Here is a 17,542-nt window from a genome sequence, read left to right as displayed (position 1 = left end):
GCCGGTCGATCCGACCGGCAGCCGCGCCGGCTGCCCCCTGAGGGAGGAAGAGTCGAGGTAGGTACGGATGACGACTGAGCCGGGTAGCCCGGCCGACGCCGGGTCTCGGGGGACCGGTTCACCGACCACCCCGGAGGCGGCCACCGCACCAGCGGCGGAGGCCGCGCCGACGAGCACCACGCCGACGGACATCACAGCGGCGGGCGCGACACCGCCGGGAGTGGCACCGACGGACACAACGCCGCCGGAACTCGTGCCGCCGGACATCACACCGCCGGCGGACGCCAAGCCGAAGGTCGGCCTGGCCGACGTCGTGTTCAAGAACCTGACCAGGACGGCGGGCGTCAGCCTGCTCGTGCTCATCGCCCTGATCGCGATCTTCCTGGTGCTGCGGGCCACCGACGCCCTGAGCGCGAACACCGGAAACTTCCTCACCACCGAGGAATGGCGAGCCAACGCCGACCCGCCCGTCTTCGGCGTCGCCGCCCTCCTGTTCGGAACTCTGGTCTCCGCCGTGGGGGCGCTTCTCATCGCGGTTCCGGTCGCGGTCGGCATCGCGCTTTTCATCACCATTTACGCGCCTCGCCGGCTGGCCTCCGGGCTCGGCTTCATCGTCGACCTGCTCGCGGCCGTACCGAGCGTCATCTACGGTCTCTGGGGCCTGATCGTCCTCGCTCCGCACTTCAACGGGACGCAGTCCTGGCTGGCCGACTACTTCGGCTGGATCCCGCTTTTCGACACCGGTGCCGGCACGGTCGGCCGTTCGATGTTCCTGGCCAGCGTGGTGCTGGCAATCATGATTCTCCCGATCGTGGCGGCGATATCCCGGGAGGTCTTCTCCCAGGTTCCCATCACGCACCGCGAGGCCGCTCTGGCGCTCGGCGCCACCCGCTGGGAGATGATCCGGACGGCGGTCATTCCCTACGGCAAGCCGGGTGTGATCAGTGCTTCCATGCTGGGCCTCGGCCGGGCGATGGGCGAGACGATCGCGGTGGCCCTCGTCCTGCCGGCCTCCTTCAACATCTCCTGGAAGATCCTCACTCCCGCCGGAAACACGATCGCCGCTAACGTGGCGAACGGCTTCGGTGAGGCAAACGACATCGGAAAGGGCGCTCTCATCGCGTCCGGTCTCGTTCTCTTCGTCGTCACGATGGTGGTCAACATGATTGCTCGAGCCGTCATCGCGCGGCGTCGCGAGTTCTCGGGGCGCGCGGCATGAGCACCGCGACGACGACGGCGCCGCCGGCCCCTGTCGGCGGCAGCTCGCTGAACCTGCGCGGGCAGACGCTCGGCCGGCCGGTGCTCGGCGCCATAGCGGTGGGTGCGGTCGCGCTGACCGTCCTGCTCTACCTGGTGACGTCCATCCACAGCCGCATCCAGTTCGTCCTGATCGCGCTCATTCTGTTCGGGGTCGGACAGACGATCGCGTCGGTCATGGTGGAGGGGTCGCGGCGGGCGCGGGACCGACTCGTCACCTCGGCCGTGTTCGGCTCGTTCCTCCTCGCGCTGATTCCGCTGCTCGCGATCATCGTGAGCGTCGTGACGCGGGGCGCGAGTCGGCTGGACGGGAACTTCCTCACGCATTCGATGCGCAGCATCAGGGCCCGGGATGCCGGCGGCGGCATCTACCACGCGATCATCGGCACCCTCGAACAGGTCGGGCTGGCGAGCATCATGGCGGTGCCGTTCGGGCTGCTGGTCGCCATCTACCTGGTCGAGTACGGAACCGGCCGGATCAGCCGGGTGATCAGCTTCTTCGTGGACGTCCTGACCGGCCTCCCGTCGATCATCGCGGGTCTGTTCGTGCTGGGCTTCTGGATTCTCGCGCTGGGGCAGAGCTTCTCGGGCTTCGCCGGCGCCCTCGCCCTGACGATTCTCATGATTCCGGTGGTCGTGCGGTCCGCCGAGGAGATGCTGAAACTCGTCCCCGACGAGCTGCGCGAGGCGAGCTATGCGCTCGGTGTCACCCGGTGGCGGACGATTCTGAAGGTGGTGCTCCCGACCGCGCTGCCGGGAATCGTCACCGGCGTCATGCTGGCCGTCGCCCGGGTCGCCGGCGAGACGGCGCCGCTGCTGTTGACCGTCTTCGGCGCGAACTCGATCAACTTCAATCCGTTCTCCGGTGAGCAGTCTGCCCTGCCGCTGTATATCTATTCACAGGCCGGACAGCCACAGCAGGTCGCGATCGACAGAGCCTGGGCCGCGGCGCTCGTGTTGATTATCATCATCATGCTGCTCAATCTGCTCGCTCGGCTCGTGGCGCGCCGGGCGACGATCAGGTAGCCCGCGGTGGCCGTCGTCGTCCGCCCAGGGCACCGGTGGGCAGTCCGGGTACTGCCTACTTCCACGAACCGACCGACCGCACAAACACCTGAGTCGAGGTAGCAATGGCCACCCGTATCGACATCTCGGGGCTGACCGCCTACTACGGGAAGTTCAAGGCCGTAGCCGACGTGAACCTGACGATCGAGCCCAAGACCGTGACGGCCTTCATCGGGCCGTCCGGCTGCGGGAAGTCGACCGTCCTGCGGACGCTCAACCGGATGCACGAGGTCCTCCCCGGTGCCCGGGTCGAGGGCAAGGTCCTGCTCGACGGGGAGGACCTGTACGGCCCCGGGGTCGACCCGGTGAACGTCCGCCGCAACGTCGGCATGGTCTTCCAGCGGCCCAACCCGTTCCCGACGATGTCGATCTACGAGAACGTCATCGCCGGGCTGAAACTGAACGGCATCCGCAAGAAGAACCTGCTCGACGAGCGGGTCGAGGAGTCGCTGCGCGGCGCCAACCTGTGGGACGAGGTCAAGGACCGGCTCAACCGGCCCGGCGCCGGCCTGTCCGGTGGCCAGCAGCAGCGACTGTGCATCGCCCGCGCGATCGCCGTCGAGCCGCAGGTGCTGCTCATGGATGAGCCGTGCTCCGCGCTCGACCCGATCTCCACCCTCGCGATCGAGGATCTGATCCAGAAGCTCAGGTCCAGCTACACGATCGTGATCGTCACGCACAACATGCAGCAGGCGTCCCGCGTGAGCGAGACGACCGCGTTCTTCTCGCTGGAGAAGACCGGCGAACCGGGACGGCTGGTGGAATGCGACCGCACCTCGCAGATTTTCAGCAACCCGAAGGAGAAGCGTACCGAGGACTACGTCTCCGGGAAGTTCGGCTGAGATCTCCCGACGTGTGGCCGACGGTCAGCGGCGGGGGCGACGGTGCGGTCGCCCCCGCCGCGCCAGATCACGGGCAGCCCTCGCCCTCGCTGCTCATCGCCGACGACGAGGCGAACGACGAACTGCTACCGGTACTACGCGGCCAGGGCGTGGAGGTCAGCGTCGTCACCGACGGCGCCCAGGCCCTCGTCGAGATCGGTCGGCTCGACCCGTCTGCCGTGCTGATCAGCGCACGGCTGCCGGTGGTGGACGGCGTCACCGTGATCCGCACGGTCCGCTCCGTGGCGGGCCGGCACACGACGCCCATCCTGTTCGCGGTCGGCCCCGGTGACTGGGAACAGGCCGCGGCGGCGCTCGAGGCCGGGGCGAGCGCCTGCGTGGGCAAGCCGTACCGCTTGCACGAGGTGCTGGCGATGGTCGGTGCCGTCGGCGGCCTGGCGGCCGTCACGGCCGGCCTGGACGGCTCGGGCGGTCTGAGCGGTTCAGGCACCCGGATGATGCCGGCCGCGGGCCACGCCGGCTCGCCCGGAGGCCCGGAGGGCGCCGGCGGCTTCGGCGCCGGGCCGGAGCGCGCCGGCGGCTTCAGCGGGGTCCTCGCCGCCGGGCTGGCCGCCGGCGGGCCGGGCCGGTCAGGGTCGGCCGGCGCGTTGACGGTCCCCGCCGCATCGAGCGTGCTGCGCTCCGGGCCGGTCGTTCTCGACGTCGACGCGCACGAGGTCACCGTGGACGGTCGCGCCGTCCACATGCCGCCACGGGAGTTCCGGCTGCTGCACCTGCTGCTCGGGCACGCCGGGCGGGTCGTCACCAGGGAGACCCTGCTCACCGAGGTCTGGGGCTCGGCCGACACCGACCCGAACACGCTGGCGGTGCACGTGCGCCGCCTGCGCCGCCGCCTCGGGGACTCCATCTCCGGCGCGGCCGACGGCGCCGCGCAGCGACACGACTCCGCCGACGCTCCCGGCGTGTCGTCGCGCCCGGTTGTGACTTCCCGTGGCCTCATCGACGTTCATCCACCGCTCATCGAGAGCATCCGCGGGATCGGATATCGCTTTCGGGCCCCCGCTCCGCGCCCAACCTGATTTCGGGGCGGACCATTTCACGGCACTTCGGCGGCACCGAAGTGCCGTGAAATGGTCCGCGGGATGCCAAAGAGGGCCGCGGCGTCCGGGCGGGCGGCCCGGGGCGTCAGCGTGGAAGGGCGTAGACGCCCGGCGCCGTCCGGCTGACCAGGCCGTCCGTGAGGAGCCCGGCGAGCGCCCGGTCGCGCTGGACGGGCTCGTCCCACACCGCGTCGAGGTCGGCCTGCTCGACCGGCCCGGTCGCCTCCCGGAGCACGGCCAGCAGGCGGCCGCGCACCTGGCGGTCGGTTCCGGCGTAGCCCTGCGGGCGCCGGGCCGGGCCCTCGGAGGGTGGGCTGCCGGCCGCCAGCCACGCGCACCTGTCCCGGACGGGGCACGCGGCGCAGCGGGGCGCCCGGGCCACGCAGACCAGCGCGCCCAGCTCCATGAACGCCGCGCTCGCCCGTGCCGCGGTCTCCGGGTCCGCCGGCAGCAGGTCGGCGACCAGCGCGAGGTCGCGCCGGGAGACCGACGTCGGCCCCTCGGCGACCCCCTCGACAGCCCGGGCGACCAGGCGGCGGACGTTCACGTCGATCACGGCGTGGCGCTGCCGGAAGGCGAACGCCGCCACGGCCCTGGCCGTGTAGCTCCCGACACCGGGCAGTGCCAGCAGGTCGTCAAGCTCGTCCGGGACGGCGCCGCCGTGCCGTTCCAGCATCGCGGTGGCGGCCTGGTGCAGTCGTAGAGCCCGGCGGGGGTAGCCGAGGCGCCCCCACGCCCGCACGGCCTCACCGGAGGGCTCCGCGGCGAGGTCGGCCGGTGTCGGCCAGCGGCTGAGCCACTCCACCCAGACCGGCAGGACCCGGTTGACCGGCGTCTGCTGCAACATGATCTCGCTGACGAGGACGCCCCACGGCGTCGTCTCGGGCCGCCGCCAGGGCAGGTCGCGGGCACAGACCGCGAACCACTCCAGCACCTCGTCAGCCATTCGCACGGATGTCATCGCGGGAATCGTCTCAAGCCCCGGCACACCGCCCACCGCCGGCCCTCAGCCCGCCCGCGGCCGCCTCCCGCCGCCGCACCGCCTACCGCGCGCTCTCAGACGTAGCGTTCGAGGATGCTCGACTCCGCGAGCCGGGAGAGCCCCTCACGGACCGTGCGGGCGCGGGTCTCACCGACGCCGTCAACCGCCTGGAGGTCGTCGACCCCGGCGGCGAGCAGCTTCTGCAGGGTGCTGAAGTGGTCGACGAGGCGGTCCACCACCATCCGCGGCAGGCGCGGGACCTTGGCCAGCATCCGGTAGCCACGCGGGCTGATCTGGCGGTCGAGGATGTCCGCCCCGCCGGAGAAGCCGATCACCCGGGCGATGACGGTCAGGTCGAGCAGGTCCGTCGGTGACATCGCGGACAGCTCGGCGAGCACCTGGGCGGCGTTGCCCGCCCGCGAGCCGACCGGCAGGTAGTCGCGCACGGTGAGCTCACGCTCGGTCTCGACGCCGGCCATCAGTTCCTCGAGCTGCAGCGACAGCAGCCGGCCGTCCGTCCCGAGCTCGACGACGTAGCTCTCGATCTCGTCGGCGATCCGCCGGACCATCTCCAGCCGCTGGCTCACCGAGATCGCGTCACGGACGGTGACCAGATCCTCGATCTCCAGCGCCGAGAGGGTGCCGGCGACCTCGTCGAGGCGCAGCTTGTAGCGTTCGAGCGTGGCCAGCGCCTGGTTGGCGCGGGAGAGGATGGCCGCGGCGCCGTCGAGCACGTACCGCCGCCCCGCCACGTACAGGGCGATGATGTGCATCGACTGGCTGACCGAGATCACGGGGAAGCCGGTCTGCTTCGCGACCCGCTCCGCGGTGCGGTGCCGGGTGCCGGACTCCTCGGTCGGGACCGTCGGATCCGGGACGAGGTGCACGGCGGCCCGTACGATCCGCGCGAGGTCGGAGGAGAGCACGATCGCGCCGTCCATCTTCGCCAGCTCGCGCAGGCGGGTGGCCGAGAACTCCACGTCGAGCTCGAATCCGCCGGTGCACAGGCCCTCGACGACCTTGTCGTGGCCGAGCACTATGAGCGCTCCGGTGTGCCCACGCAGGATGCGCTCGAGACCGTCACGGAACGGGGTACCGGGCGCGACCGCGGCGAGTGTCGCCCGGAAGATGTCATCCCCGGGTGGTCCTGCCATCAGGCTCCCTCGTTGTTCTTCGACGTCCTGTGCGTCGAACGCCCCCACCGTGTCGTGCCCGTCGCCGTAATGGTATCGGTAAGTCGCATGCGGATCAGTGCGGGCTCACAGCGGCCTCACCATATCCGGCAATCACCAAAGCAGGTTCATTCGTCGTACATGTGCGCAATGGCCGCGATAAGGTCCGGTACTTCCTGGACGGTCAACCCTTCCGGCGCCTCACCGGACCCGGTCGGCACGAGCGCCCGGCGGAAGCCCAATCGGGCCGCCGCGGCGAGCCGCGCACGCACCGCGCCCACCGAACGCACCTCGCCCGCCAGGCCCACCTCGCCGATCGCCACCAGATCACCCGGCAGCGGCCGGTCGCGTGCGGCGCTCACCGTGGCCAGCGCCACCGCCAGATCCGCCGCCGGCTCGGCGAGCCGAACCCCGCCGACCGTCGCCGTGTAGACGTCCGCGCGGCCGAACCGGACCCGCGCCCGCCGCTCGACGACGGCGAGGATCATCGCCACCCGGGCGGCGTCCAGCCCCGACACCGCGCGGCGCGGCACCTGCGCCGATGCCTCCGCCACCAGTGCCTGCACCTCGGCAACCAGCGGACGCCGACCCTCCACCGTCACCGTGACGCAGGTGCCGGGCACGGCCGCCGGCCCGGCGCCGCCGGACCGCGACAGGAAGAGCCCGCTGGGATCGGCGACCTCGCGGATGCCCGAGTCGTGCATCTCGAAGCACCCCACCTCGTCCGCCGGGCCGTAGCGGTTCTTGCCGGCGCGGACGAGACGCAGTGTCGAGTGCCGTTCGCCCTCGAAGTGCAGGACGACGTCCACCAGGTGCTCGAGCAGCCGCGGCCCGGCCACGGCGCCCTCCTTCGTCACGTGACCGACCAGCACGGTCGCCAGGCCGAGCGCCTTGGCGGTGCGGATCAGGGCGCCGGCGACCTCGCGTACCTGCGTCACCCCGCCGGCCGACCCGTCGAAGCCGGAGGAGGAGATGGTCTGCACCGAATCGACGACCAGCAGGGCCGGCTGGACCTGCTCGACATGGGTGAGCACCGCGCCAAGATCGGTCTCGGCCGCCAGCCAGAGATCGGGATGCAGCGCGCCCGTCCGCCCGGCGCGCAGGCGGACCTGGGCGGCGGACTCCTCCCCGGTGATGACGAGCGAGCGCGACCCGGTGGCCGCGCTGCGGGCGGCGACCTCCAACAGCAGGGTCGACTTGCCCACACCCGGCTCCCCGGCGAGCAGGATCACCGCCCCGGGGACGATCCCGCCGCCGAGCACGCGATCAAGCTCACCGATGCCGGTGGGCCGCGAGCGGGCGGTCGTCACGTCGACCGCCGTGACCGGGGTGGCCGGCGCCGTCACCGGGGCCGCGGCACCGATGCGACCGGTGCCACCCAGCCCACCCGAGAACCCGCCGGCCCGGCGGGGGGCGGGTGCCTGCGCCTCGAGGGTGCCCCAGGCCTGGCAACGCGGGCACCGGCCGGCCCACCGAACGGCCTCGGCCTCGCAGGCCGAGCACCGGAAACCACCCGCGGGGTTGCGGGAACCCGCGCCCGCCCGCGAGGAGGCACGTCCTGCGCTCGCACCGGACCGCGCCGCGGGACCTGTAGACGACATGGCGGCCACCGTAGCCGGTAGGTCCGACAATCAGGGCGAGCTCCCACCTGCAGCAGGGCGGGCTCCCACCTCCGGGCACTGCTGAGGAGCCCCTCAGGGCACCGCCGAGGAGCTGCTCGGCACCAGAGCGCGGGCCTGATCCCCGAAGCCGGGCCCAGCGGCTGAACCGCGGCCCGGCGGCCCGGCGGCCGAAACGGGACCTGCTCACAGAAATGTGGCGGGTCAGTAAGTCCATGGACTTACTGACCCGCCACACTTCGTGCAGATCAAGGGAAGACGGCGGCCGGACGGTCGTCGGGGCCCGGCAGCCTGCCTCCTGGCACCGACCCGGAGACCTGCCCCGGCCGCGGGTGGGTCAGGCCGTCGGGGCGGTGGGGGCGCCAGCGGGGGCCGGGCTCTCCGCGGGGGCGCCGGGCTCGGTCGTCGTGCCGCCGACCGCCGGTGCGCCGCTTTCGGCTGGCGCGCCGCTGGACGGCGTGGCGGTGCCGGACGGGGACGCCGAGGTCTCCGCGGGCACCGTCGGGGCCACCGGGCCACCGGACGCCCCGGGGGCCGGGGCCTCGACCGGCACGTCGAGGGTGACGCTGCCCGCCTTCGCGAATGTGAAGGTGACGGGCACCTCGTCGCCGACGGCCAGCGTCTCGTTCAGGCCGGTCAGCGTGGGCGCCGAACCGTTCGCGATGTAGATGTTGCCCGCACCGGGACGGATGATCGAGGGCTTGGGTGCCGTGCCACTACTGGCGGCGGGGGAGGAAATCCCGATCAGGCTGTCCTCCTCCGCTCCACCGTTGAACACGGCGGAGATGATCTGTGTCGACCCGCCCTCGTTCGCCGGGCCCGCGACGTAGACATTTCGCAAGGTGACCGACCCAACGGCTCCGCTCACCGCGTTGGTCGTGGTGCGGGCGGAGTTGGTGAGGGCGTCGGTGCCGGACGCGCATCCGCTCAGCGCGGCCGCGGCGACGGCGGCCGCGGCGACGGATGTCGCCAGGGCGGCCCGCGCGCGGACCCGGCCGCGGCGGGCGGTTCTCGGGCCGCCGCCGACTTCCGGGGCGTGGCCCGGACCACCGGTTTCGGTGGCTTCGACGTGCGGCGTCCCATGGATGGTGGACGTCGCGGAACGAGCACCCAGACGGCGGCTCACGGCTCGGTGGCTCCTCCTGCGCAGGGACCGGCGCGCCTGGCGCGTCGGTGCCGATCGGTCGTGACCGGTCAGGTGGCCGTTGCGGGGGCCCGCAGCGGCCGGCGCGCACCGGTGCGGGCCGTCGCGACGTCCAGTCGGTGGATCGCCGCGTGGCGCACCGGGAGCGCACCCGGTCACCCGCGTCCCAGGTCGGAGCCGCGGGTGCGGGGCTAAGACTAGCCATCCGCGCCCGCTATGTGCGGCCTAGCGTGTTGGGCTCGACATCTCGGACCGATCGGACGGCTGGCAACAGATCCGAACGGCCCATGCGAACCCGCCCGCAGGTCGGACCCGTTCGCCGCGGCGCGGGTGTGGGCGGGGGAGCCGTGGCCGCGGGGGGCGGGTCCAGGCGGGTTCAGCTGTCTGACCAGGTCGGCGGGTGGAGCTGGCGGAAGGGAGCCGGCCTGGGGCGGGTGAGCGACCGCGAGCATGGCGTTTCCCTGTCGTCTCGCGCAACCGGATGTCATCTGCGTGATCAGATGTCCGGAGGATCCGCTTCGTCATGACTCGGGCCAGTTGTGCGCACCGAACAGGGGGGCCTGGAAGGGCCCGGCACCCTCGGGGCGGGCCGACCGGATTCCACAGGTCCGGGGGAGAAAGGCCGCAGGGCCCTGGGAGACAGGGTCTTCGGTCCCCGCGGCGGACGCCCCGTCTTCGGTCGCACGGCGAGCGCGAGCGGGCGAGCGGGCGGGCGGGCGCGGCGGCGGACGGGGGCGGGAAGCGGCCCACCGAGCCGGCGCGACACGCCCGGTGCGGACGGCGGCTCCGGGGGACCTTCGGCGGGTCGATGTGGGGCCGGCGGGGTAGGGACGGTAGTGTCGCGACGCTCTTGATGCCAACAACCGGACAACTTCCGCCGCAACGCCATCTGTTTCGCCAGACCGGACACGTCGCCCGTTGATAGCCCCCGACCTGCGCCGATCCGGTCGGGCTCGGTGCCAGGTCTGTCGCGTGCCGTACCTGCCGGCCTCGGAGGGTGGCCGGAACACGACGGCTGCCCCCTTCCCACGGCAGGCCAGCAGCGCGCGTCTGACCTGCGGCGATGCGTGCGTGTTACGCTGGTAGAGGCGGAAGGGGCACGTGACACATGGCGTTCCAAGTCGGCGAGACCGTTGTTTACCCGCATCATGGTGCTGCTCTGATTGATGCGATTGAAACACGCGTCATCAAGGGTGAAGAGAAACTTTATCTCGTGCTGAAGGTCGCTCAGGGCGATCTAACTGTCCGCGTTCCAGCCGACAACGTCGGCATGGTCGGGGTGCGTGACGTCGTCGGTCAGGACGGCCTGGAGCGTGTGTTCGAGGTGCTGCGCGCCCCGCACACGGAGGAGCCGACCAACTGGTCCCGGCGGTACAAGGCCAATCTCGAGAAGCTCGCCTCGGGTGACGTGAACAAGGTCGCCGAGGTGGTTCGTGATCTCTGGCGGCGTGATCGTGAACGCGGTCTTTCCGCGGGTGAGAAGCGCATGCTCAGCAAGGCGCGGCAGATTCTCGTCAGCGAGCTCGCGCTCGCCGAGGGAACCAATGAGGACAAGGCTGAAGCCATGCTCGACGAGGTTCTCGCCGGCTGATACCGGCAGGCTCGAACATGCGCGGTCGGCAACACCGGGACGGCATTGCGTGCGCCGTCCGACGTCAGCGGAAGGCTTGATGTTTCCGACCGAATCGTGGTTGCGGCGGATTTTCATCCCCGTGGGAGTGCCCCCGGAAGGGGGCCTCTCGCCCGCCCGGATCTCACGGGTGGGTAGGCGCGGTCGCCGCGGCGGCCGGAGTTGGTGAGCACTCGGGTCGGGGCCCTCGTCCCGGCGGCGGGGCGAGGCGAGCGTCTCGGCGGTGGCACGCCGAAGGCGCTGCGGCCGCTCGCGGGCCGGCCGATGCTTCTGCGCGCGGTGGAGACGCTTCTGTCGTCCACGCTCGTCTCCCAGGTCGTGGTCGCGGCACCGCCGACCCTCGTCGAGGTGGTCAGCCAGATCCTCGGTCCGCGGGTGCGCGTCGTCCCCGGCGGAGCCGAGCGGGTGGACTCGGTCCGCGCCGCGCTCGAGGCGTTGGACGACGACATCGGCGTGGTCCTCGTGCATGACGCGGCGCGGCCGCTCACGCCCGCCAAACTGGTGGACGCCGTCGCGACCACGGTGCTCGACGGCCATCCCGCCGTCATCCCCGTGTTGCCCGTGACGGACACCGTCAAGGAGGTGGACGCCGACGGCCGGGTGGTGCGGACCCCACCCCGGGACGTCCTGCGCGCGGTGCAGACCCCACAGGGCTTCCGGCGGGACATCCTGCGCACGGCCTACGCGAACCGGGACCTGCCGGTCACCGACGACGCCGGCCTGGTGGAAGCTCTGGGGGTGCCGGTGACGACGATCCCCGGCGCCGAGGAGGCGTTCAAGGTGACCCGACCAGCTGACCTGGTCCTCGCGGAGGCCCTGCTGGCCCAGTTCGCACCCGGCGACGGGCAGCGGTGACCGAACCGTCGCTGCCCCGGGTGGGCACAGGTGTCGACGTCCATCCCTTCGAGCAGGGGCGGGAGTGCTGGGTCGCCTGCCTGCTGTGGCCCGGGGAGACGGGGCTCGCCGGGCATTCCGACGGTGACGTCGCCTCGCACGCCGCGTGCGACGCGCTACTCACCGCGTCCGGCATCGGTGATCTCGGTGCCGTGTTCGGCACCGGTCGCCCCGAGTGGTCCGGTGCGTCCGGCGCGGCGCTGCTCGGCGAGACCGCGCGCCTGCTCGCCGAGGGCGGCTGGCTGATCGGGAACGTCGCCGTCCAGGTGGTGGGCAACCGCCCGCGGATGGCCGCGCGCCGGGTCGAGGCGCAGGAGGCGATGTCGGCGGCGCTGGGCGCCCCGGTGAACCTCTCGGCGACGACGACGGACGGGCTGGGCCTCACCGGCCGCGGCGAGGGCCTGGCCGCCATCGCGACGGCTCTGGTCACCCGCGTCTGACGTTCTCGGCCCGGCCCCCGACCCTCGGCGCCCGACTACCCCGTGCCCGGCGGGACCCGTCTGACCGGACGCACGTGACAGTGCCTGTGGCTGTCAGTGCCCGCGGTCGTCCGAAATGGTCGTGGGTCAAGTCGTGGCCAAAGGGATATGCCTGACTGGCATCGGCGTAGGTTGGATCCCGGGTGGAGTGAGAGGGTGTGCCCGGTGAGTGACTCCCGGAGGAGTGTGATGGCGGCGCGGCTTCCCGAGTCGGTCAGGGCGCTCGCGGATGCTCCGACATACGTGACGCTGGCGACGATCCGTCCCGACGGCTCGCCTCGCCTGACCGTGCTGTGGATCGCCCGGGACGGCGACGAGCTGCTCCTGTCGACCGTGCGCGGGCGCGCGAAGGAGCGTGACATCGCGCGCGACCAGCGGGTCGGGCTGATGTTCCTCGACCAGCGGGACCCGTACAGCTACGTGGAGGTCCGCGGGCTGGCCACGCTCTCCGAGGAGGGCGGCAAGGAGCTCATCGATCAGCTCGCCACCAAGTACACCGGGTCCCCATACCAGTGGGACGGTCCGGATGAGGTCCGGCTGGTGATCCGGGTGGTCGCGGAGCGCGTTCTCACCACCGGCTGAGCCCGCCGTGACCGACCCGGGGGACCTCCCTTTGGCGCTGTCGCCGCGGCGGGGCCGTACCCTTGACAGATGGGTCTTCACCTCTATGACACGCGCACCCGGCGCGTGCGGCCGTTTGTGCCGCAGCGCCCCGGTCATGTGGGCGTGTACGTGTGTGGGCCCACCGTCCAGTCTCCGCCGCATGTGGGCCACATCCGTACCGCCCTCGCGTTCGACCTGCTGCGGCGCTGGCTGACGCAGAGCGGCCTGTCGGTGACGTTCGTCCAGAACGTCACCGACATCGACGACAAGATCATTGTCAACGCCGACCGGGCGGGGACGAGCGTGTGGGAGCTCGCCACCCGGCAGACCCGGGCGTTCGAGGACGCCTACCGGGCCGTCGGGATCCTGCCCCCGACGATCTCCCCGCGAGCCACCGGGCACATCCCTGAGATGCTCGAGATGATCGCCGTCCTGGTCGAGCGTGGGTTCGCCTATCCCGGCGCGGGCTCGGTGTGGTTCCGCGTCGGGGCCTTCGCGGATTACGGCGCGCTCTCCCACCAGCGGCCCGCCGCGATGCACCCGTCCCCGGAGTCCGAGCCGGGCAAGGCCGACCCCAGGGACTTCGCCCTGTGGAAGGCCGTGAAGCCCGGTGAGCCGTCCTGGTCCTCTCCCTGGGGCCCCGGCCGGCCGGGCTGGCATCTCGAGTGCTCCGCGATGGCGGGCAAGTACCTCGGCGATCTGTTCGACATCCACGGCGGCGGGCTCGACCTGGTGTTCCCGCATCACGAGAACGAGCGGGCGCAGTCCGTGTGCGCGGCGGAGCTGGCGGTCGCGGAAGCCGCGGGCGCGACCGCAGGCGCGGGCGCGGCGTCCCGAGGTGCCGTTTCCGGCGGCGCCGTGCCGGCTGGCGCCCGCGCGGCGGGTGCGGGCGTGGCTGGTAGGGGTGCCGGTGCGGGAGTGGCCGGTGCCGGCGTGGCGGGCGAGATGGCGCGCTACTGGATGCACGTGGGCCTGCTCACCACCGGCGGCACCAAGATGTCGAAGTCGCTGGGGAACTCGTTCTTCGTGACCGACGCGCTCGCCGCGGTACGCCCCCAGGTGCTGCGCTACCACCTCCTGTCCGCGCATTACCGCTCCTCGCTGGAGTACAGCGAGCAGACCCTGGACGAGTCCGCGGCGGCGCACGACCGGATCGAGACGTTCGTCCGCAACGCCCTGGACATCCTGGGCGGGCCGGCGGAGGCCGCGGCGCTTGCCGCCGAGGCCGATCGCGTGGCGGGCACCGAGGCCGCGGACGCGGACGGGGCCTGGTCCGAGTTCGCAGCGGCGCTGGACGACGACCTCGGCGTCGGCCGCGCGCTGGCCGCCCTGTTCGGCGTGGTCGGCCGGGGCAACCAGGTGCTGTCGAAGACCCACAGCCGCGAGCTGGCTGGCTGGGTGGACGTCGCCCGCCGGATGCTGACCGTCCTCGGGCTCGACCCGGTCGAGCAGTGGCCGACTGCGGGCGCCGAGCTGCGCCCCGCGCTCGACGGCGTCATGGACGTCCTGCTGGACCTGCGTTCGGCGGCCAGGGCCCGGCGGGACTACAGCGAGGCCGACTCCATCCGCTCCCGGCTCGCGGCAGCCGGTGTGGTCATCGAGGACACGCCCGAAGGGCAGCGCTGGCACCTCACATAGGCGACGGGCCGCCGGCCCGCCTGGGCGAGATCCGGGCCGGCCGGCCATCCGCGTGGCCCGTCGTCCGCGTGGCCCGTCGTCGAAGCGAGTCGCCTGAGTCAGTCCATGTGCTGCTGGCGCACCACGTTTCAGCGCGGTAGCCCGGCGGAGGCCCCGACGAGGAGCCAGCGAGGGCCCCGCGAGAAGCCGGTGGGGCTGAGCCGTTGGGGCTGGCGGGGCTTACTGCGCGCGGACGGTGATCCTCGTCCAGGCACCCACGTAGACGCGGTCGCCGTCGCGCAGGGGGATCGGACGGCCGGGCTCGATCGGGTCCGGCTCGTCGTTGAGGCGGGTTCCGTTCGTCGAGCCGGGGTCACGCACGGCGTACGTGCCGTCGGGCATCCGCTCCAGGGTCGCGTGCGCCCGGGAGATGCCCGGGTCCTCCGGTGCTCCCGAGAGGTCGATCTCGGGGTGGATGCCGCGCGACTCGCTGCGCCGGCCGATCAACATCTGCGACTCGGTCAGGACGAAGACGCGGCGCGGGTAGAACGCGGGGAACGGCACGCGGTGGTCGTCACCGCTGTCGTAGTACTCGCGTTCCGCCTCGACGACGGCCTCCCACGTGCCACCGGTACCGGCCTCGTCCCACTCGCGGCCACGGGAGCCGGCTCGCGGGTCGCCGCCCATCCGGGGATCGGCCGCGCGCGGGTCGCCGAGCCGAGGATCGTCGAGCCTCGGGTCGGCGCGGCGCGGGTCGGCCATCCGCGGGTCGGTGGAGTGGCGGGCCTCGGTGCCGCGCCGTGACCCGGTCTGCCGGGAGGTCACGCCCGCGTCGTCGACGGGCACCGCGCCCGCCGGAGCGGGCAGCTGGCCGGTGCTGAAGTCGAGCCCGCAGGTTTCGCAGAACCGCGCGGACGGCTCGTTCAGCGAGCGGCAGTTCGGGCAGGGGGCGGGGGCGTAGCGGTCGGCGCCGCGGTCGCGGGTGCCGGCCGGGGCCGGTACCGGGGTCGCGCCGGCGGCCGACACGCCGAGCGGGTCCGCACCGTAGCCGCCGCCGTTCGGGCCGTAGCCGTCGTCACGGTAGCCGCGCCGGTCGTCGGCCTCGGGCGCCGGCCGGCCCGGCTCGCCAGGGCCGTAGCCGCCCCGCCCGTCGGGCGCGCCGTACCCGCCGCGGTCGTCGCGGGCGCGAGGGTAGCCGGCGGGATCCGGCTCGCCACGCCCGCCGCCGAAGCCGCCGGCACCGCTGCGGTCGTCCCGCCCGTACCCGGGCGGGGTGCGTTCGTCGCGGCCGCCGAAGCCGGGGCCGCGATCGTCGCGCTCACGGCCGTAGGGGTCGAGCCCCTCCCGCGGCCGCTCGCCGCGGCCGTCGGGCCGGGCCCGCTCGTCGGGCCGGGCCCGCTCGTCGGCGGGGCGCCCGTACCCGTCGCGGTTGTACGGATCCGCCGCCGGGTACGACCGTCCGGAGCGCGGCTCCTCGGCGTATCCCTCGCGGCCGTAGCCCCCGTAGGGGTCGCCGCCGCGGCCGGCGCCCCGCGGCGGATCCGCCACGCCTGGCGCGTCGGCCGGGGCGCGCCGGATGCCGAGCGGGTCATAGCCTCCCGGCGCTCCGGCGGGGCCCGAAGGCCCCGGGGGCACCGAGGGATCCCGTTCCGGCGTCCGACGCCCGTACGGGTCCGCCGGACGCCCCGCCGGCGCGCCCGCGCTGTACGCGGCGCCGCGCCCGGCGTCGTCCTGACGGTAGCCGTATCGCTCCTGACCGCCCACGATCCGCAGCCCACACTGATCGCAGTAGTCGGGATCGTGCGACAGGTGCCCCTCCGGGCAGCGTGCGCTCACCTGATCACCTGTTCACCCGGACAGTCCTGGTTGACCTCGAGTCGAGGACCATCTCGTCCATCTTCTCGACGTTTTTCTTCAGACGAACCGTACCCGTTGTGGGATCGTCGATGTGAACCACCTTCTGTAGGAGGCGGTAGGTTGCTTCGTTGCCCGACGCGAGCGCGATCTGTACTCCCCGCCCAAGCCTCAGTGTGGCAGTGACGTCGTCTCCCTGTTGACGGGCCTCCAGCCCGTCCGCCAGGACCCTGGCCAGCTCGGCCTGACCGGTGTAATGCGCAACCTCCGTGTTGACCCGGGTGGCCAGTGCCGTGTCATCCGTCCACAGTGCGCGTACCAGCGCGGATGACGTCGGCTGGTGGTCGACGACGAGGCTTACGCGGGCCGCCAGGACCTCGGTGCCGACCTCGCGGGCCGGCAGACGGACACACAGGTGGTAATCCCGGGACTCGATCCCCCAGGCCCCGGTCTGGTAGTCCGTGCAGTGGTCGTCGACGACCCGGCCGGAGCCGGTGAGGTCCCGCAGGTCCGGGGTGACCTCGCGCAGGAAGTCCAGCGAGGCACCGGTGGGCGTCCACAGCCGCAGCGAGACCCGGTCGGTGGCCCGGTCGAGGGCGGTGGCCACGATCCGCTCGAACTCGGCCGCGAGGCCGGCGGGCTCGGGGACGGCGTCCACCGTCCCCAGCATGCCGGTGGCGATCGCCCGCAGCTCCTCCACCCGCCAGTCGGTGCCCACCCCTCGGCAGTCGCACTGGAACCGGCCCTGGCAGGCGTCGACGGCGCCGAGCAGCTCGGATTCCATCTCGCCGTTCTGCCCGTCGGTGAGCAGCAGCGCGTGGCCGATGGCGTCGGGCCGGGTCGCCAGCAGGTCGTTCGCCAGCCGCAGCCAGCGGCCCATGGCGGTGCCGCCGTGCGGCTCGAGCGCGTCCACCGCGTGGCAGGCCGCCGCCCGCGTCGCCGCGGACGCCGGAACCAGTTCGGGCGAGCGCGGGTACGTCATCGCGGCGGAGCCGGTGCCGCGCACCACCGCGAACCATGCCCCGTCGGGCAGGCTGTCGAGCGCCGCCCGGACGGCGCGGCGGGCCTGGGTGACCTTCGCGGGCGGGTTCGCCATCGAGCCGGAGCAGTCGAGCAGGATGACCAGGGCCTGCTCCGGACGCCCGGTCGGCCGGCCCGCGATCGGGGGGGCGGCCGGGGCGCCCGTCGAGGTCACCGTGATCACCGCGTGTACCTGGGTCCCGCCGACCGGCAGGAACTCGTTCTGGTACACCTTCGCCGTGAACGCGCTCATCCGCCCGCCGC

15 protein-coding genes are annotated in these 17,542 nt (G+C 72.7%); 9 read left to right on the top strand and 6 right to left on the bottom strand.

The window, feature by feature from the left end:
* The first annotated feature begins 67 nt into the window (after nt 1-67).
* From pstC to MXD62_RS23250, 4 genes are all read left to right on the top strand, one after another.
* Nucleotides 68-1,219, top strand: coding sequence for a phosphate ABC transporter permease subunit PstC (gene pstC / locus MXD62_RS23265; protein WP_248831592.1), 1,152 nt, complete (start codon nt 68-70; stop codon nt 1,217-1,219).
* Entirely contained in the window at nt 1,216-2,283 is a 1,068-nt protein-coding gene (gene pstA, locus MXD62_RS23260) for a phosphate ABC transporter permease PstA (protein WP_248831591.1), read from the top strand. The genes pstC and pstA overlap by 4 nt, the downstream gene beginning before the upstream one ends.
* 104 nt (nt 2,284-2,387) lie before the next feature.
* The gene (pstB, locus tag MXD62_RS23255) at nt 2,388-3,164 is read left to right on the top strand and encodes a phosphate ABC transporter ATP-binding protein PstB (protein ID WP_248831590.1); all 777 of its coding nucleotides are present in this window, start codon (nt 2,388-2,390) and stop codon (nt 3,162-3,164) included.
* 11 nt (nt 3,165-3,175) lie between these two features.
* On the top strand, nt 3,176-4,243 hold the full coding sequence (locus MXD62_RS23250) for a response regulator transcription factor (protein ID WP_248831589.1): 1,068 nt from the start codon (nt 3,176-3,178) through the stop codon (nt 4,241-4,243).
* A gap of 106 nt (nt 4,244-4,349) precedes the next feature.
* Here MXD62_RS23250 and MXD62_RS23245 read toward each other — a convergent pair whose 3' ends face one another.
* The 4 genes from MXD62_RS23245 to MXD62_RS23230 all read right to left on the bottom strand — a co-directional run bounded on the left by MXD62_RS23245 (nt 4,350) and on the right by MXD62_RS23230 (nt 9,163).
* Nucleotides 4,350-5,225, bottom strand: a complete 876-nt coding sequence (locus MXD62_RS23245; protein ID WP_248831588.1) for an A/G-specific adenine glycosylase — start codon at nt 5,223-5,225, stop codon at nt 4,350-4,352.
* 95 nt (nt 5,226-5,320) lie between these two features.
* Nucleotides 5,321-6,400, bottom strand: a complete 1,080-nt coding sequence (disA, locus tag MXD62_RS23240; protein WP_248831587.1) for a DNA integrity scanning diadenylate cyclase DisA — start codon at nt 6,398-6,400, stop codon at nt 5,321-5,323.
* Nucleotides 6,401-6,546: 146 nt separating this feature from the next.
* Entirely contained in the window at nt 6,547-8,019 is a 1,473-nt protein-coding gene (radA, locus tag MXD62_RS23235) for a DNA repair protein RadA (RefSeq protein WP_248831586.1), read from the bottom strand.
* 355 nt (nt 8,020-8,374) lie between these two features.
* Nucleotides 8,375-9,163 (bottom strand): hypothetical protein, encoded by a 789-nt coding sequence (locus tag MXD62_RS23230; protein ID WP_248831585.1) that lies wholly within the window; start codon nt 9,161-9,163, stop codon nt 8,375-8,377.
* Between the two features lie 1,126 nt (nt 9,164-10,289).
* Here MXD62_RS23230 and MXD62_RS23225 point away from each other — a divergent pair.
* The 5 genes from MXD62_RS23225 to MXD62_RS23205 all read left to right on the top strand — a co-directional run bounded on the left by MXD62_RS23225 (nt 10,290) and on the right by MXD62_RS23205 (nt 14,425).
* On the top strand, nt 10,290-10,772 hold the full coding sequence (locus tag MXD62_RS23225) for a CarD family transcriptional regulator (RefSeq protein ID WP_006545253.1): 483 nt from the start codon (nt 10,290-10,292) through the stop codon (nt 10,770-10,772).
* 204 nt (nt 10,773-10,976) lie between these two features.
* Nucleotides 10,977-11,666, top strand: coding sequence for a 2-C-methyl-D-erythritol 4-phosphate cytidylyltransferase (ispD, locus tag MXD62_RS23220; protein WP_248831584.1), 690 nt, complete (start codon nt 10,977-10,979; stop codon nt 11,664-11,666).
* The gene (gene ispF / locus MXD62_RS23215) at nt 11,663-12,145 is read left to right on the top strand and encodes a 2-C-methyl-D-erythritol 2,4-cyclodiphosphate synthase (RefSeq protein WP_012157806.1); all 483 of its coding nucleotides are present in this window, start codon (nt 11,663-11,665) and stop codon (nt 12,143-12,145) included. The genes ispD and ispF overlap by 4 nt, the downstream gene beginning before the upstream one ends.
* 228 nt (nt 12,146-12,373) lie before the next feature.
* The gene (locus MXD62_RS23210) at nt 12,374-12,766 is read left to right on the top strand and encodes a PPOX class F420-dependent oxidoreductase (RefSeq protein WP_012157807.1); all 393 of its coding nucleotides are present in this window, start codon (nt 12,374-12,376) and stop codon (nt 12,764-12,766) included.
* 69 nt (nt 12,767-12,835) lie between these two features.
* The gene (locus MXD62_RS23205) at nt 12,836-14,425 is read left to right on the top strand and encodes a cysteine--tRNA ligase (RefSeq protein WP_248831583.1); all 1,590 of its coding nucleotides are present in this window, start codon (nt 12,836-12,838) and stop codon (nt 14,423-14,425) included.
* 219 nt (nt 14,426-14,644) lie between these two features.
* Here the strand turns inward: MXD62_RS23205 and MXD62_RS23200 are convergent, their stop codons facing one another.
* Together MXD62_RS23200 and MXD62_RS23195 are read right to left on the bottom strand one after the other, a co-directional pair.
* The gene (locus MXD62_RS23200) at nt 14,645-16,240 is read right to left on the bottom strand and encodes an FHA domain-containing protein (protein WP_248831582.1); all 1,596 of its coding nucleotides are present in this window, start codon (nt 16,238-16,240) and stop codon (nt 14,645-14,647) included.
* 4 nt (nt 16,241-16,244) lie between these two features.
* Nucleotides 16,245-17,531: a VWA domain-containing protein gene (locus tag MXD62_RS23195; RefSeq protein ID WP_248831581.1), complete on the bottom strand. Its 1,287-nt coding sequence runs from the start codon at nt 17,529-17,531 to the stop codon at nt 16,245-16,247.
* Nucleotides 17,532-17,542: the final 11 nt, after the last annotated feature.

It is taken from the genome of Frankia sp. Mgl5 (assembly GCF_023242985.1).
In the GTDB taxonomy this organism is placed as follows: Bacteria; Actinomycetota; Actinomycetes; order Frankiales; family Frankiaceae; genus Parafrankia; species Parafrankia soli.
The sequence above is the reverse complement of the archived record's forward strand: the minus strand, read 5'-3'. Positions and strand labels throughout refer to the sequence as shown.

Excerpts from the sequence above, each read along its gene's own strand:
- MXD62_RS23195 (WP_248831581.1), bottom strand. The coding sequence starts at position 17,531 with ATGAGCGCGTTCACGGCGAAGGTGTACCAGAACGAGTTCCTGCCGGTC.
- radA (WP_248831586.1), bottom strand. The coding sequence starts at position 8,019 with ATGTCGTCTACAGGTCCCGCGGCGCGGTCCGGTGCGAGCGCAGGACGT.
- pstC (WP_248831592.1), top strand. The coding sequence starts at position 68 with ATGACGACTGAGCCGGGTAGCCCGGCCGACGCCGGGTCTCGGGGGACC.
- pstA (WP_248831591.1), top strand. The coding sequence starts at position 1,216 with ATGAGCACCGCGACGACGACGGCGCCGCCGGCCCCTGTCGGCGGCAGC.
- MXD62_RS23245 (WP_248831588.1), bottom strand. The coding sequence starts at position 5,225 with ATGACATCCGTGCGAATGGCTGACGAGGTGCTGGAGTGGTTCGCGGTC.
- MXD62_RS23205 (WP_248831583.1), top strand. The coding sequence starts at position 12,836 with ATGGGTCTTCACCTCTATGACACGCGCACCCGGCGCGTGCGGCCGTTT.
- MXD62_RS23210 (WP_012157807.1), top strand. The coding sequence starts at position 12,374 with ATGGCGGCGCGGCTTCCCGAGTCGGTCAGGGCGCTCGCGGATGCTCCG.
- pstB (WP_248831590.1), top strand. The coding sequence starts at position 2,388 with ATGGCCACCCGTATCGACATCTCGGGGCTGACCGCCTACTACGGGAAG.
- disA (WP_248831587.1), bottom strand. The coding sequence starts at position 6,400 with ATGGCAGGACCACCCGGGGATGACATCTTCCGGGCGACACTCGCCGCG.
- MXD62_RS23225 (WP_006545253.1), top strand. The coding sequence starts at position 10,290 with ATGGCGTTCCAAGTCGGCGAGACCGTTGTTTACCCGCATCATGGTGCT.